Source organism: Candidatus Desulfosporosinus nitrosoreducens, from assembly GCF_030954495.1.
In the GTDB taxonomy this organism is placed as follows: domain Bacteria; phylum Bacillota; class Desulfitobacteriia; order Desulfitobacteriales; family Desulfitobacteriaceae; genus Desulfosporosinus; species Desulfosporosinus nitrosoreducens.
The window spans coordinates 73796-89068 of record NZ_JAVHUW010000072.1; the positions used below are offsets into that span (position 1 = coordinate 73796).

The 15273-nt window shown below is 46.1% G+C and carries 14 protein-coding genes; 1 reads left to right on the forward strand and 13 read right to left on the reverse strand.

The window, feature by feature from the left end:
* Nucleotides 1-170 precede the first annotated feature (170 nt).
* The 7 genes from pgsA to pstS form a co-directional block, all read right to left on the reverse strand.
* Nucleotides 171-728, reverse strand: coding sequence for a CDP-diacylglycerol--glycerol-3-phosphate 3-phosphatidyltransferase (pgsA, locus tag REC12_RS20765; RefSeq protein WP_308897702.1), 558 nt, complete (start codon nucleotides 726-728; stop codon nucleotides 171-173).
* The gene (gene rimO, locus REC12_RS20770) at nucleotides 725-2062 is read right to left on the reverse strand and encodes a 30S ribosomal protein S12 methylthiotransferase RimO (RefSeq protein ID WP_308897703.1); all 1338 of its coding nucleotides are present in this window, start codon (nucleotides 2060-2062) and stop codon (nucleotides 725-727) included. The genes pgsA and rimO overlap by 4 nt, the downstream gene beginning before the upstream one ends.
* A 188-nt stretch (nucleotides 2063-2250) precedes the next feature.
* Nucleotides 2251-2901 carry a phosphate signaling complex protein PhoU gene (gene phoU / locus REC12_RS20775; protein WP_308897704.1) on the reverse strand — a complete coding sequence of 217 codons (651 nt, stop codon included), beginning with the start codon at nucleotides 2899-2901 and terminating at the stop codon, nucleotides 2251-2253.
* Nucleotides 2902-2918: 17 nt separating this feature from the next.
* Nucleotides 2919-3671 (reverse strand): phosphate ABC transporter ATP-binding protein PstB, encoded by a 753-nt coding sequence (gene pstB / locus REC12_RS20780; protein ID WP_308897705.1) that lies wholly within the window; start codon nucleotides 3669-3671, stop codon nucleotides 2919-2921.
* 19 nt (nucleotides 3672-3690) lie between these two features.
* Complete coding sequence (gene pstA / locus REC12_RS20785) at nucleotides 3691-4527, reverse strand: phosphate ABC transporter permease PstA (RefSeq protein WP_308897706.1); 837 nt, start codon at nucleotides 4525-4527, stop codon at nucleotides 3691-3693.
* Entirely contained in the window at nucleotides 4524-5468 is a 945-nt protein-coding gene (pstC, locus tag REC12_RS20790; RefSeq protein WP_308897707.1) for a phosphate ABC transporter permease subunit PstC, read from the reverse strand. Before pstC ends, pstA begins: the two co-directional genes overlap by 4 nt.
* 109 nt (nucleotides 5469-5577) lie before the next feature.
* Nucleotides 5578-6684, reverse strand: coding sequence for a phosphate ABC transporter substrate-binding protein PstS (gene pstS / locus REC12_RS20795; protein ID WP_308897708.1), 1107 nt, complete (start codon nucleotides 6682-6684; stop codon nucleotides 5578-5580).
* 200 nt (nucleotides 6685-6884) lie between these two features.
* Between pstS and REC12_RS20800 the strand changes: the two genes are divergently transcribed.
* Nucleotides 6885-7499 carry a hypothetical protein gene (locus REC12_RS20800; protein ID WP_308897709.1) on the forward strand — a complete coding sequence of 205 codons (615 nt, stop codon included), beginning with the start codon at nucleotides 6885-6887 and terminating at the stop codon, nucleotides 7497-7499.
* A gap of 125 nt (nucleotides 7500-7624) precedes the next feature.
* Here the strand turns inward: REC12_RS20800 and REC12_RS20805 are convergent, their stop codons facing one another.
* The 6 genes from REC12_RS20805 to REC12_RS20830 all read right to left on the reverse strand — a co-directional run bounded on the left by REC12_RS20805 (nucleotide 7625) and on the right by REC12_RS20830 (nucleotide 15200).
* Nucleotides 7625-9577 carry a YgiQ family radical SAM protein gene (locus REC12_RS20805; RefSeq protein WP_308897710.1) on the reverse strand — a complete coding sequence of 651 codons (1953 nt, stop codon included), beginning with the start codon at nucleotides 9575-9577 and terminating at the stop codon, nucleotides 7625-7627.
* A 78-nt stretch (nucleotides 9578-9655) separates the two neighbouring features.
* A complete protein-coding gene (locus REC12_RS20810) occupies nucleotides 9656-10147 on the reverse strand; it encodes a YajQ family cyclic di-GMP-binding protein (RefSeq protein ID WP_308897711.1) in 492 nt (163 codons plus the stop codon).
* A gap of 21 nt (nucleotides 10148-10168) precedes the next feature.
* Nucleotides 10169-10948: a helix-turn-helix domain-containing protein gene (locus tag REC12_RS20815; RefSeq protein ID WP_308897712.1), complete on the reverse strand. Its 780-nt coding sequence runs from the start codon at nucleotides 10946-10948 to the stop codon at nucleotides 10169-10171.
* Between the two features lie 19 nt (nucleotides 10949-10967).
* Entirely contained in the window at nucleotides 10968-11753 is a 786-nt protein-coding gene (locus REC12_RS20820) for a DUF3388 domain-containing protein (protein ID WP_308897737.1), read from the reverse strand.
* Nucleotides 11689-12771: a tRNA 2-selenouridine(34) synthase MnmH gene (gene mnmH / locus REC12_RS20825; RefSeq protein WP_308897713.1), complete on the reverse strand. Its 1083-nt coding sequence runs from the start codon at nucleotides 12769-12771 to the stop codon at nucleotides 11689-11691. Before mnmH ends, REC12_RS20820 begins: the two co-directional genes overlap by 65 nt.
* 65 nt (nucleotides 12772-12836) lie before the next feature.
* Nucleotides 12837-15200 (reverse strand): FtsK/SpoIIIE family DNA translocase, encoded by a 2364-nt coding sequence (locus REC12_RS20830; RefSeq protein WP_374214235.1) that lies wholly within the window; start codon nucleotides 15198-15200, stop codon nucleotides 12837-12839.
* Nucleotides 15201-15273: the final 73 nt, after the last annotated feature.

Consider the following 15273-nt stretch of genomic DNA (forward strand, 5'->3'; position numbering starts at 1 on the left):
ATATCAACATTATAGCATGCAGTATATCTTATAGAAATTTAAGATTTATCCTTGAAAGGTAATTTGTGTTAAATTTATCAAATTGCTAAGGGAGAGCTTTCTGTTAGCCAGAAAGCTCTCCCTAATTTTCAAAGTTTAAATGCTGAGAAAAAATTTAAAACAGATTAAATCTATTTATGTAATAACTTCCGAGATTTCAACAAGTAATCCAGGCCGGAAATCACCGTGAAAAATACCGCCAAATATAATAAGGGCTGTCCGATGTGTAAACCGATCAGGGAAAAAGGCCAGTCATGGAGCAAAATGGCCGATATAGCCACAACCTGGGTAATTGTTTTAATTTTACCAAGTTTGCTGGCGCTAATTACAACCCGGTCCACTGCGGCTATGGCCCGCAGACCCGTCACGGCAAACTCTCTGGCCAAAACAATCCAGGCCACCCAGGCATTCACTTCCCCCAGCTCGACAAGAGAAATCAAGGCGGCGGAAACCAAAAGTTTGTCTGCCAAGGGGTCCATAAATTTACCGAGATTAGTGACCTGATGACGCTTACGGGCGATATAGCCGTCTAAACCATCCGTCGCAGAGGCCAAAATAAAAATAATCGCTGCGACCACTTCTTGATGAGGGAATAGTGTTTGGCCTTTGGGCACTTGGAGAAGTAAAAAGGCCATAAACACCGGTATTAAAATAATGCGCGCTAGAGTTAAACGATTGGGTAAATTCACGAGACAACCTCTCCTATTAAATCGTAACTATCCGCTTCAAGAATGCGAACCTTGATCATATCCCCTGCCTGAAGAGGGGGGTGCCCACCTGTCTTGGCGATGTAGACTTGCCCATCAATCTCCGGAGCATCTCCTTCCGTACGACCCATCCATTGCCCATCCGGAAGTTTCTGTTCCAGCAACACCGTAACACTTTGACCAATCCAGCGTTGTTGCCTCTGCCAGGATATATCCTGTTGCACCTGCATCATCTGATCCCTTCGCCGCTCCCGTACCTCAAGGGGAACCTGATCCTCCCGTTTGCCGGCAGGAGTATTCTCTTCCTGAGAATAAGCAAAGACTCCAAGGCGGTCAAATTGAACACGTTGAATAAACTTGACCATGGTTTCAAATTCCTGTTCTGTTTCTCCGGGAAACCCGGTGATCATGGTCGTACGCAGAGTCAAGTCCGGCATGGCCGCGCGTAATTTTCTAATTAACTCCTCAGCCTGTTCAATGGTACCCTGACGGTTCATTTCTTTAAGGATTTTATTGTCAGCGTGCTGCAGCGGGAGGTCAATATACTTACATACTTTAGGTTCTTGCCGCATCGTTTCTATAAGTTCGTCCGTGAAACGCTCAGGATAACAATACATCAAGCGAATCCATTCGATTCCCTCAATTCGAGCAAGCTTGCGAATCAGCCGCGGCAGGAGCAATTCACCTTCCAAATCCTGTCCGAAACGTGTCGTATCCTGGGCCATGACCATAATTTCTTTAACTCCCTGAGCCGCCATCTCCTGGACTTCACGAATCACAGATTCTTCCGGACGGCTGCGGAAATGCCCGCGGACATAGGGAATAACACAATAGGTGCAGCAGTTGTCGCAACCTTCGGCAACCTTAACATAGGCTAAATAGTCGGGCGTAGATCGCTTCCTGGGCATCAGCTCATGATGCAAAAAATTCGGAGCTCCTGCTTTAATCAGATTCGTTCGTTTCTTTTCTGCCGCTTGAACAATCGCTGCAATTTCATCTATGTTTCCCGTCCCTAAGACACCATCAAGCTCGGGAATTTCTTGCATTAATTCCGACCCATAGCGTTGAGCTAAGCACCCGGTCGCAATTAGAGTATGACATTTTCCTGATTCCTTATAACCGGCCATCTCAAAAATTGTTTCTATGGACTCCTCCTTAGCAGGTTGAATAAATGTACATGTATTCACAACGATAATATCCGCCTGTTCAGGAGAATCCGTCAAAGAGTAATTTTGGGCTAAAAACCCTGCCATGACTTCACTATCGACTTGATTTTTTGGACATCCTAAAGTGACTACTGCTACTCTTCTTGTCAAGGTTACACCTCAAATCACTGTTTTACCTATCTTAGTATAAACCAACACTTCAACAAGGTCAAAATTATTCCTACAAAAAGGATAGCTTTCCTATCCTTAAATTCCCGAGGTTTACTTTTCCGGCGGCAAAATTGTATCACAATCGTATAACAAATGGGTATTAACCTCATGCGGTTAATACCCACTTGTTATTTATTAAGATCTCTGCGTTCGGCTGTGGCGATATAAATTACATTTTCGCCAATATTCGTAGCATGATCAGCAATTCTTTCCAGATAACGAGCAACAAAGGTCAAGTGCAGCCCTTGATCTAAAAATTCAGGCCGCCGAGTCATAATTCCCAACAAATCGCGAACTACCCGATTGTATTGATGATCAATCGCATCATCTAAATTGGCTAACTCTTGAGCGAGCCCCATGTCTTCACGTTCATAGGCATCCAAGCCTTGGCGCATCATCTCCAAGGCACCTTGAGTCATCAAGGGGATATCCACAAGGGGTTTGCAGAGAGGGCCGTCGATTCTCCGCACAACTTTTGCTATATCAATCCCCAAATCCGCCATGCGTTCCAAGTCTGTGGAGATCTTCATGGCCGAAATGATTTTTCGCAAATCCTTGGCTACAGGCTGTTGAGTAGCAATCAGCAGGACGCCTGTAGCGTCAATTTGCCTCTCATAATCGTTGACCTTCTGGTCTTCTCCTATCCAGAATTCCGCTTGTGTCCGGTCCAGAGAGATTAAGGCTTGCATGCTCCCTTGGATGATTTTCTCAACCTCTTCGGCCATATCTTTCAATAATTTGATTAACTCCTGCTGCCCCTCATTTAATGATTGCCGCATAGCTGTACCCTCCTTAATCATCCAAACCGCCCTGTAATGTAATCTTCAGTACGTTTATCCGTCGGATTGGTGAAAATCTCCGAAGTCGGACCATGTTCCACGAGTTCTCCACTCAGGAAGAACGCGGTAGAGTCGGCGATTCTGGCGGCTTGTTGCATATTATGCGTCACAATGACGATAGTGTAATCTTTTTTCAGCTGTCTTACTAATTCTTCAATATGCATCGTAGCAATAGGGTCTAACGCAGAAGCAGGTTCATCCATCAAAAGCACAGCGGGTTCCACCGCTAAAGCACGGGCAATACAGAGACGTTGTTGTTGGCCGCCCGATAAACTCATGCCCGAATAATTTAAACGATCCTTGACCTCATCCCATAACGCCGCCATGCGCAAGCTTTTTTCGGCAATATCCTGGAGATTTTGTTTTCTTCTCAAGCCGTTAAGCTTAACACCTGCCACGACATTTTCAAAAATACTCATCGAGGGGAAAGGATTTGCCTTTTGAAAAACCATCCCTACCATTTTGCGCAAAGAAACGGGGTCCTGATCATAGATGCTTTTGCCATTTAAAATGATGTCTCCTTTTACTTTAGAACCCGGAAGAGTCTCATGCATGCGGTTTATACAGCGAACAAAGGTTGATTTGCCGCAGCCTGACGGCCCAATGATTGCCGTAACTTGATTAGAGGTTATCTCGATATTTATACCTTTAAGAGTTCTATTTGATCCATACCACGCTTCCAGCTCGCGAACACTTAAATTTTGTTCCATTATTAAAAGCCCCCTTATCCTAGTTATTCTTAGATCTGAATGCCAGGCGTGCTATCAAGTTTAAAATCAGCACCATGGCAATCAAGACTAATGACCCTGCCCAAGCTTGTTGATGCCATTCTTTGTAAGGAGATGTGGCATACTGATAGATTTGAACAGGCAAGGCAGCTATGGGCTCGTTTAAGGAATGGGCCCAATATTGATTCCCCAAGGCGGTAAACAAGAGCGGTGCAGTTTCTCCCGAGACACGGGCAACGGCCAACATCGCTCCCGTGATAATGCCTTTAGCGGCAGTTGGCAGAACAATGCGCAGGATTGTCCTCCATTTGGGAATTCCCAAGGCGTACCCTGCTTCGCGAATGGTGTGCGGCACGAGTTTCAACATTTCCTCAGTAGAACGAATGATCAAAGGAATCATAATAATGGCCAGAGATAACCCTCCCGCGATAGCCGAAAAATGCTTCATTTTAAGCACAAGTGTCGTGTAGATAACAATTCCAATAATAATTGAAGGAATTCCTGTCAATACATCTGTCGTAAAGCGAACTCCGGTACTAAGCCAACTAGTTCGATCATACTCGGTGAGATAAATCGCGGCCAGAATACCTACCGGAACACCAATAACACTGGCTATTGCTACCATAATCAGCGTGCCGACAATGGCGTTGGCCATCCCGCCCCCTGTCATACCCATCGCTTTAGGAAGGCTTGTGAGAAATTCCAGGTTCAAGGAGCCAAAGCCATTCTTTATAACATATCCCAGCACGCCAAACAAGGGAACGAGAGCAACTATGGTCGTTAATACAAAAACTCCCAGCATCAAATAATTGCGGAGTTTCCGGAGGTTATAATTCATACCAGATGACCTCCTTTGGGACCGCGAGCTACCGACCAGACCAGCAGGCGGGCTAAAATATTAAGAACAAGCGTAATGCCAAAGAGAATAAGCCCGATTTCCACCAGAGCACTTAAATAAAGACTGTAGGTTGCTTCCGTAAATTCATTGGCGATCACTGCCGCCATGGAATAGGCCGGAGCGAAAAGTGAAGGAAGGACATCCGGGCGATTCCCAATAACCATCGTGACTGCCATCGTCTCTCCCAAGGCGCGCCCCAAACCCAGCATAACTCCGCCAAGAATACCTGACTTCGCATAAGCGAGAACGGAAATACGGATCATTTCCCACTTGGTCGCACCTAACGCTAAAGCAGCTTCCCGCTGGGCATCCGGCACCGCAGCCATGACTTCTCTGGAAATCGCGGCAATGGTCGGGAGAATCATCACGGCGAGAATCAAACCACCCGCCAGCATACCCAAGCCTACGGGAGGACCTTGAAAAAGGGGAGAGAAGCCAAACCATTTGGCTAAACCAGGTTCCACACTTTCTCTCAGCCAGGGAGCCAGCACAAAAATTCCCCACAAACCATAGACCACGCTGGGAATCGCCGCCAGCAAATCAACTAAAAAAGCGACGATTTTGCGAATCTTGGCCGGAGCCATTTCGTTTAAAAAAATGGCGACACCAACACCGACCGGAGCGGCAATTAACAAAGCCAAAAGTGAGGTAACCAGAGTTCCATAGATAAAAGGAAAGGCCCCAAACTCTTGTTTCACCGGGTCCCAGACACGATTGGTAATAAATGAAAAGCCAAAGGTTTGGATGCTTGGACGGGCAGACTCGAACATCTGCCAGCCAATCCAAACCATGAGTACGAGAACACCAAGGGCCATTAACAAGGTAATCAGACGCATGGCCTGATCCCCAATTGAAGCTGTGAGTTTATTTTTCTGACTCATACTTCAAATCCTTCCGCCTTCCTCATTTATATTTCTGTTTAACAGCGGAAAGAGCCCAGCCGCTGCTGAGCTTTTCCACCCTATGAGACATTTATTCTCTAAGCAATGTCTATTTCAGTAAAGGCTGACCTTGATAGGTGACGGATTTAAGCATCGCTTCTTCACGACTAACCAGGCTGTCCGGCAGCTTAGCATATTGCAGTCCTTCGGAAAGATTCTGACCGTCATGAATCTGCCAGTTCAAGAAATTAACTAAAGCGGTTCCTTTGGCTTTATCTGTTTGATCCTGATAAATCAAGCCCCAGCTAAACCCTGAGATCGGATAAGCATCGGCACCTGAGGCGTTAACGATGGAAACGCGCATATCATCCGGAATTGTCGCAGCCGCTGCAGCCGCTGAAGCTCCTTGCAGCGAGGGAGACAACCATTTCCCGTCCTTATTCTGCATCATGGCATAAGGCAAATTATTTTGGACAGCATAAGCAAGTTCCACGTAACCAATGGAACCTGGGGTTTGTTGAATAACACCGGCGACACCGGCGCTTCCTTTACCGCCAACCCCAACAGGCCAGTTGACCGATGTTCCTTTACCCACTTTCGCAGACCAATCCGAACTCACATTGCTCAGATAATCCGTGAAAATATAGGTCGTTCCGCTTCCATCCGAACGGTGGGCAACTGTAATTTTCAAATCCGGCAAGGTAACACCGGGATTATCGGCCACAATTCGAGGATCATTCCAATTTGTTATTTTCCCCAGGAAAATATCCGCCAGTACGCTAGGGGAAATCTTGAGATTTTTAGGCGCATTGGGGAAGCTGTAAGTAACCGCTGTTGCGCCAAGGGTCAAGGGGATGTGCAGAATCTTTCCGCCTTTGGCAGCTTTAAGCTGATCATCTGTCATCGGACCATCGGTAGCGCCAAAGTCAATGGTTTGTCCGGAAATCTGCTGGATTCCTGCGCCGCTCCCGACTCCTTGATAGTTAATGGTTACATTTGGATTATTTTTGCGATACTCTTCTATTTGTTGATTTAACAATGGATAGACAAAGGTGCTTCCCGCTCCGGTAAGCGTTACTGGCTCAGCCTTCTCTTGAGCTGATTGCGTTCCACTATTGGAACTGGAACTTGGGCTCTGGGTTCCGCACCCTACGAGAGAAAGAGCTAAGACACCTGCAAGGATACCTGTTAGAAGTTTACCTCTTTTACCAACCATTTAACATTTTCCTCCTGTCGGATAATTTCTTGTTCTGCAAGTAATGTAACATACCATGATTAAGCCTAAATTATCGTTGTGTAAAGTTTGTGTTAAATGGCTATATTATGTGTAAAAAATTTTAAAAAGGAATTTTAGGCCTCTTTGTCGAATCAGCAATGGAATAATAATATGGATAATAAATAATAGAGGTGGTCTGTGTGTGTGACCCGATGGACCCTATTGACGTCTGCGGCTGCGGGGATATAGGATACTTGACAACCCGAAAAATCCCCATTGATCTTGCTCATGGTGTGGGGTACATTGATAATGTGCCGGTTTATCATTGTCAGGCCACATCCTGCCAAGAGTATACTCTCCCTCCCGAAGTTTCACGCCGTTTGGAAGATATCGCCGAAGAAATGGAAAGAACTCAGACTTTAAAAGCTACCTATACTGGAACATCTCCTCGAGAAAGCTCCTCCGGTCTCCAAAATCATCAACAAACTCTTTTAGAGGCATTTACTTTGAAATTCAGGAACCGCGTTTATGAAGATGCTCAAGTTATTTTTGTCGTCCCGGGTGAAGCAGTCTTTTTACAAAGTACTCTGGAAAACTCGGAATTTTATGTCTTGCGCTATGAAGACGATAACTCAGGAGCTAGCGGTTTATGGTTCTCTCTTTCAAAATTTTACTATGAAGAACCAAACCTTACTTACGAGGATTTTTTAGACTGGTCGGAAAGCGGCTATATTAAGGAAATCGGCCGTGTCGTAATTGATGACGTTGAGGATACTTTGATTGATGAATTTGGAGACTGGGCAGTAAATAGTTAGCAAACAGATAGGGATGGTTCGCTTTTCGAACCATCCCTAAATAAATCGCCAAAACTATGGGGCTCCACAATAATACTGCCCAAATTTTGCACTTCATTTTTCTTTAAACAGATAATCGAGGTTCCTTAATTTCTTGCTTTGCTCCGCCCTTTTCGTCCCACCCTTTCCGGGGTGTTTTTATTTTTAGGTTCCGCTTGTTTACTTTTCATGCCCGATCTCCGCACAGGCCCTTTCTTGGACTTGATACCCTGCTTATCTTTATCTTTATCGGCAAGTATTTTGGCGGCAGGACGAATGAGACATTTAGGGCCGTAGCCGATTAAATCCTCCCGGTGCGCTGTCAGCAGTGCTTCCTTAACCAACTCGTAGTTTTTGGGATTTCTATACTGGATTAAAGCCCTCTGCATGGCTTTCTCATGCAGGCTGCGCGGTACATATACTTTTTCCATAGTCTGGGGATTCAGGCCGGTATAATACATACAGGTGGAGAGTGTTCCGGGCGTGGGAATAAAATCCTGGACTTGTTCCGGATTTACACCCATATCGCGAACATATTCGGCTAATTCTATAGCTTCCTTTAAAGTACTGCCCGGATGGGAGGACATCAGATAGGGTACAAGGTATTGTTTTTTCCCAAGCCGTTCATTTTCCTCTTTAAAACGCTGCACAAACTTCTCGTAGACTTTTTTGCCGGGTTTCCCCATATAGCGCAGAACTTCGTCACTGACGTGCTCCGGGGCGACTTTTAATTGACCGGAAACATGATGCTCACAAAGTTCCCGGATAAATTCCGACTTTGTATCCGCCAAAACAGCATCATAGCGAATACCGGAACGAACAAAAACCTTTTTGACTCTGGGTAAGCTGCGCAAACGCCGCAGCAAACTTAAATATTCCTCATGGTCATTTTCAAGTTTTTCACAAGGCTTGGGGAACAGACATTGCCGATGGGCACAGGTTCCGCTTCTCAGTTGTTTTTGGCATGAAGGGCGACGGAAATTAGCCGTAGGCCCTCCCACGTCATGAATATACCCCTTGAACCGATTATTCCAGGTCATTTGCTCAGCCTCTTGAATAATTGATTCAGGGCTGCGGCTTTGAACAATTCGTCCCTGATGAAAGGTTAAAGCACAAAAGGAACAAGCCCCGTAGCAACCGCGGGCACTGGTCAGACTGAATTCTACTTCTTCAATCGCCGGCACTCCGCCTTTTTCCTCATAAGACGGGTGATATGTGCCCATAAAAGGTAACGCATAGACAGAGTCCATCTCTGCCTGGCTTAAAGGGAGGGAGGGGGGATTTTGCAATACGGCTTTGCGGTTGTGCGCCTGCAGCATTGCTTTGCCCCGGAATGGATCTTGCTGATTATACTGAACCCAGAAGGCCTCCGCATACTTTTTCTTATCCGCCGCAACCTCTTCATAGCCGGGAAGAACTAAAGCATCCGGGCGGCCGGTCTCTATATTACAAGGCACCATAGTACCTCTGACATCCGTGATCTGCGTCATTGCTTCCCCACGCCGGAGCCGCTCCGCTATCTCAACGATGGCTTTTTCGCCCATTCCAAAAACCAGCAAATCCGCCTGGCTGTCTATGAGAATAGACCGTCGCACTTCGTTGCTCCAATAATCGTAATGAGCAAAACGTCTTAAAGAAGCCTCAATGCCGCCAATAATAACCGGCACTCCGGGCAGAGCTTCCCTCACCCTGTTGGAATAGACAATAGTCGCCCGATCGGGACGAAGCCCTGCCTCCCCGCCGGGAGAGTAAACATCCTGCCGGCGTTTCTTTTTAGCGGCGGTATAGTGGTTAACCATGGAATCGAGATTTCCCCCCGTAACCAGACAGGCCAAACGGGGTTTCCTCATTATTTTAAAAGCTTGGAGATCCTTCCAATCAGGCTGCGCCAGAATACCTACGCGAAAATTCTGGTTCTCCAGAACACGGGCAATGACGGAAATCCCAAAACTCGGATGATCCACATAAGCATCTCCGGTGATGAGGAGAAAATCAAGCTCAGACCAACCGCGAGCTTTCATTTCTGATTGATTCATAGGCAAAAAGCTTCGTATACGCATAGTCTCACCTTTCTCTACGGATGGCCAAATATCTCTGAAGCCAAGGATGGCAAGAAAAGAAAAGAGGGGCCAACCCCTCTATCTATAATTGATAAATTGTAAGTCGATACCGAAGTCCTCTTTTTTCAAAAGAGTAATCGCCGCTTGTAAATCATCTTTATTTTTGCCGGATACCCTCAACTCATCCCCTTGGATAGAGCTAACCACTTTTATTTTACTGTCTTTAAGCACTTTGTTGATCTGCTTGGCCTTATCCTGCGCAATCCCCTGAACCATTTTCACTTCTTGCCGAAGGGTGTCGCCGGCGGCCGCTTGCGGCTTGCCGTATTCCAAGGCCCGCAGAGAAATCCCCCGCTTGACAAGCTTACTTTCCAGAATATCGACCACATTGCGCAATTTAAAATCATCATCCGAAATTAAGACGATCTTTTCCTCTTCCAAAGTGATCGAGGACTTGCTGTTCTTGAAATCAAACCTCTGAGTAAGCTCTTTCTGGGCCTGCTGAACCGCATTGGATACTTCAGGCAAATTGATTTTGGAAACAATATCAAATGAAGAATCTTTAGCCAACCTAACGTCTCCTCTCAAAATTTAAAGTGTTTTTAAAGTATCCGGCGTAAAGATGACATTACGAAGAACTTGCCCGGAATTCCCTAAACTCGGCAACGCTTTGCCATTTAAGGTGACTGAAACTCCACCCGCGTTGCCGACGGTGACGAGCTCGATTTTGCTTGTTCCCTTAACTTCCCTGCTCGTACCTGCGTCAAAGGTTCCTTGAAACAACGGCTGTCCATCAGCTTTTACAACAATCCAGCACGGCTGGGTGAACACTAATTGAGCGGTCAAGCCATCCTGTGTTGCCGCCGCAACCGGGGGGGGAGTGCTGGGAGTCGTTTCTGGAGTACTAGTATTCGTCTTGGGTGTAACCGTTTCTGCCTGGGATGGCGCGCTCGGCAGTACCGTAGGCGAATAAGCCGAATTGGCAAGCTTTTCAGGGGTGCGATGGCTCCATTCAGCAATTCCAACGATCAAACCAATGGCCACAACAGCCGTAATTCCCACTACCAAGGGTCTAACCCAAAAAGGACGCTTTTTTAAGGGAATAGGGTCAGGAGTTTCCAGAACTTTTATGGTTTCCGGTACTTCAGAGTCATTATAGCGTTGAATGATCTCGTCCGGGTTTAACCCTAAGTGTTTGGCATAAGTACGCAAATATCCTTTGACATAAGTCGCCCCTGGAAGTATCCCATATTCCTCATCTTCAAGTGCCTGGATATAACGAATGCGAATCTTAGTCGTGTCTTCGGTAAATGCTAGGCTCCATTGTTTCTCCTCACGTGCGGCCCGGAGCATTTGTCCTTCTCCTGCCATTGATACCCCCCCTATCATCTTAGCTTAAGTCGAAGGCAGAAAAACTCATTGCAATATCCTCGCATCGAATTTCGTCATCCTCATGATGCCGAATTTCGATGATAAAGTCAAAGTCAATATGCAAACGCCCATCTCGCAGAAGAACGTCCGGATGTTCGACGATCTTCAAAACGGGCATTTCAATAACTTGTTTGAGCAACGACCAATGGGCATCGTTTCCCCGTGTAGTACTGGTTATTCCGTCAATGAGAAAGATACTGTCCTTGGACTCGTCGCGCAATAACTCAGTGCGTATGGTTTGCCGAATAATCGTTGAGGATAATAATATCCAACGCTTATTGGCATAAACACAGGCGGCAATGGCCGCTTCCGTTTTTCCCACCCGGGGCATTCCCCGAATTCCAATGATTCGATTTCCACCCTCAAGTAAAGTATCTCCTAAAAAGTCAACCAGCACTCCTAATTCTTCACGAACAAAGCGATAAGTCGGCGGATTAATTTCGGCCATGTCCAACCGCTTCCCATGACGCAGAGCTATCCGGTCCAACAGCGTGGGCATACGGAAAGCCGTTACTTTTATAGCTTCAACTTCAAGCAAAGCTTCATGCAGCGCTCTTACTTTAGCATCCGCATGAACTTCCAAAAGAAGCCCCCGCCGCGTCGGCCCAATACCGGCAACGGTTAAAATATTTAGATCCAGCATGCCAATCAAGGTCGTCACGGCCCCGAACAGTCCCGGCTTATTTTGCTGAATATCGTATTCCAAATACAACAGACTCTCTACCTGTGCAGGCCATCTTCTCATCAAGATAGCGTTCCAACTCCCTCAAGGCTTTAGTAGGCTCCTGATAATCTAAGAAATAATCATAATCCGCACTCGGTACATTGGGGTAAGCATAAAGCTTATCGTAATATTCCACCAGAAGTTGTTCCGTGAAATCTTCTAAGCGATTAGCCCCTAAAAGGTTGTGCAGCTCTTGAACTTTAACCCGGCCTAAAGTCTTTATTAATTTTTCCAGAGCAAGCCTGATTTCTTCATGAGCATTAGATACTGCCGTATACTCTCGTATTAAACGTTGTACCCGATTGGGCAAGGAATCACAATGCAGTATTTGAACTCCATGCTGCATGGCGGTATAAAATGTGGCCGGTAAGGTCACTCTGCCAATACGTCTGCTTTCACACTCCACAATGACATAGGGGAATTCTTTTAAAAGATCCAATTCTTCATATAACAAGCCCTCAAACTTTTTTTGGGAAGGCGGGTCCCCCAAACCCATGGCACCAAAAACAGACCCCCGATTATTGGCCAGTTTTTCAAGATCTATTGCCGGATATCCCTCTTCACGCAGTTTTCCGAGCAGCTCAGTTTTTCCCACCCCGGTATTGCCGCGGAGGACAACAAACCGAAACGGCAACTCTTGTTGAAAGTATTCAATAACTTGGCTGCGGTAAGCCTTATATCCTCCCTGCAGCCGATAAATGGGAATACCCATTAATTCCGCCACCGTAGCGAGGGCCTTGCTGCGCATACCCCCGCGCCAGCAAAATAATACCAAGGGGCCTTTGCGAGAAAGTTCTCCAACCTTTTTAAGAAGCTCGGGAAGTTTGGGACTAACAATACTTAAACCAAGTTCGCGGGCCAGGCTCGGCGATGCTTGCGTATACATCGTCCCAACTTCAGCACGTTCCTGGTTATTAAAAAGAGGAAGATTAACAGAACCTGGGATTGTCGCTTCCGCAAATTCTCCCTCAGAGCGCACATCAACTAATACTGGATTATCTAGAGCTTTAAGGTCACTAACCTGAATTTCCTTAATCATTAATAATTCCCTCAGTTCGGATATTCTCTATATCTTATCATAAATCCTAACAAAATTTTATGCAACTAATATACTATTTCATCTGTCCAAGGTCCATATTTTAATTCAAATTGTCCTCTTGTCATCAAAACCTCACGCGGTTTAGAACCCTCATACCCGCCGACAACCCCTTTTCCCTCCAAAAAATCCATTAAACGTGCCGCACGGGTATAACCGATCCTGAGACGACGCTGCAGCAAGGATACTGAAGCGGTTCCGCTTTCAATAAAAAGTTGAGCAGCCTGATAAAATAATTCGTCTTCCAATTCATCCTTAGGCGCATTGCCAAGGTCAACATTGGGAATGTCCTGATATTCCGGCTTGGCCTGATTTTGGAGAAATTCCACGACATTTTCCACTTCTTTATCCCCCAGATAACATCCTTGTACACGCATGGGTTTACTGGCACCCATTGGATAGTACAGCATGTCTCCGCGCCCCATCAGTTTCTCTGCGCCATTCATGTCCAATATTGTTCTTGAATCCGTTTGTGAAGAAACAGAAAAAGCAATACGCGAAGGAATATTTGCTTTAATAAGTCCGGTGATAACATCCACAGAAGGTCTTTGAGTCGCTACAATTAAATGAATCCCGGCCGCGCGCGCCATTTGGGCCAGGCGGCAAATGGCATCTTCCACATCACCCGGCGCGACCATCATCAAATCTGCCAGTTCGTCGATAATGACTACAACATAGGGCAGGGGAGGATGCTCCTCTTTCTTTTCTTGCAGACGCAAAAAATTGTACCGCACAATATCTCTCACCCCTGAGCTTGCAAAAAGTTCATAACGGGTCTCCATTTCCGTCACAATCCATTTTAAAGCTCCCGCCGCTTTACGGGGGTCCGTAACAACGGGCGCGATCAGATGAGGGATGCCATTGTAGTTGGCCAATTCCACCATCTTAGGGTCGACCAAGAGAAATTTAACTTCGTCCGGCCGCGCCTTGAAAAGAATACTGTGAATCAGCGTATTAATACACACGGATTTACCGGAACCGGTAGCTCCCGCAATCAACAGGTGGGGCATTCTTGTCAAATCTGCTATCACCGGTGCTCCTGTTATGTCCTTACCCAAACATAAAATCAACTTATTTGCCAGCCCCTGAAATTCAGGGGTTTCTAAGACCTCTCGAAAATGGACCATGGCAATCTCTTTATTGGGCACCTCAATCCCTACCACAGATTTTCCGGGAATAGGGGCCTCGATACGCACATCGGCGGAGGCTAAACTCAAAGCAATATCATCCGCTAAGTTCGTTATCTTACTTACTTTGACGCCTGGAGCCGGTTGGGCTTCATAGCGTGTAATTGCCGGCCCTTGAGTCACTTGGGTCACTTTAACTTTTACGCCGAAACTAGCCAGAGTTTCCTCCAGGATGCGCACGTTATCGGCTAAATCTTTATTGAGCCGGGGGTTTTTGACTTTTAGGGATTTATGAAGCAGGGAAACTTGAGGAAGCTGATAATTTCCGTCCTCGCGGGTTTGACGGGAAATTGGAGTACTCGTCACTTTTCCCGGTATCACCGGATTAGGAGAAGGTACGTTTGCGGTTTTCGCAAAGTCTAATTGTCCCTTTGGCAGGGGTTCGGGGGGATTTATTTCAATAATTATTTCATTTGGGCTTTCATTTTGATCTTCAAGAGTTTTAATGACTAAAGGACGTTCCACGATATCCGGATCAAGGACAGGTCTTAGAGAAGATTTCTTAGAAATTTTAACGTCCTTGGCTGCCTTAACGTTTTCCTCGTTCCCATTTGTTTTCTCATCCTCAGAACTTTTCAGCGCTTCCTTAAAATCTTCCAGGTGGTGTTTCATCCAGATCCCCGACTCTTTTCCCATTTGTCTTGCCTCTTGGAATCCTGCCACCAGGGAGCGGTTTGTGATTAGCAAAGCGCCAATAAGCGCACACATTATCAAAATAACGTAACTGCCTGGAATACCGAGCATTGACTTTAATAAGAAAACAATGGCCGCACCAATAAGGCCGCCTCCGTGACCAAGTTGCCCCTCATGGAACATATCCGCTTGCGAATAAGCCTCAATACCCGGTAACTGAAGGTGAAGCATGCCGACGAAAACGAGCCAAAGAAGAACGATCCCTATGGCTTTGGAGCCAACGCGGGAAGTTTGCTTATTCATGAAAGCAATACCCCAAATACCCAACATAATAGGTATCCCAATTCTACCCCCGCCGGCTAACATGGTTAAAAAGCGGTTAATCTCTTGTCCGACGACACCGCTCCTCTCTGAGTACAAAGCGACAAGCCCCAAACAGGCCATACCAACCACGAAGACCCCGATGACCTCGTTGCGTATTGTCTCTCCCAGGGTATTCGCTCTCATATCAACCTTTTTATTTAACTTGCGGCGTTTGGCTTTTTTCGCCACACTCTAATCCCCCAAACGTTTATAGTCTTTTGTATTTTAATCTTATCCCATTAAATTCCACATTGGCCGGCGT

What these genes read in the sequence shown, in the direction of transcription:
- phoU (WP_308897704.1), bottom strand. Translation starts at nt 2,901, where the DNA reads ATGCGGCAATCATTAAATGAGGGGCAGCAGGAGTTAATCAAATTATTG.
- pstB (WP_308897705.1), bottom strand. Translation starts at nt 3,671, where the DNA reads ATGGAACAAAATTTAAGTGTTCGCGAGCTGGAAGCGTGGTATGGATCA.
- pstA (WP_308897706.1), bottom strand. Translation starts at nt 4,527, where the DNA reads ATGAATTATAACCTCCGGAAACTCCGCAATTATTTGATGCTGGGAGTT.
- pstC (WP_308897707.1), bottom strand. Translation starts at nt 5,468, where the DNA reads ATGAGTCAGAAAAATAAACTCACAGCTTCAATTGGGGATCAGGCCATG.
- pstS (WP_308897708.1), bottom strand. Translation starts at nt 6,684, where the DNA reads ATGGTTGGTAAAAGAGGTAAACTTCTAACAGGTATCCTTGCAGGTGTC.
- REC12_RS20805 (WP_308897710.1), bottom strand. Translation starts at nt 9,577, where the DNA reads ATGCGTATACGAAGCTTTTTGCCTATGAATCAATCAGAAATGAAAGCT.
- REC12_RS20815 (WP_308897712.1), bottom strand. Translation starts at nt 10,948, where the DNA reads ATGGCAGGAGAAGGACAAATGCTCCGGGCCGCACGTGAGGAGAAACAA.
- REC12_RS20820 (WP_308897737.1), bottom strand. Translation starts at nt 11,753, where the DNA reads ATGAGAAGATGGCCTGCACAGGTAGAGAGTCTGTTGTATTTGGAATAC.
- mnmH (WP_308897713.1), bottom strand. Translation starts at nt 12,771, where the DNA reads ATGATTAAGGAAATTCAGGTTAGTGACCTTAAAGCTCTAGATAATCCA.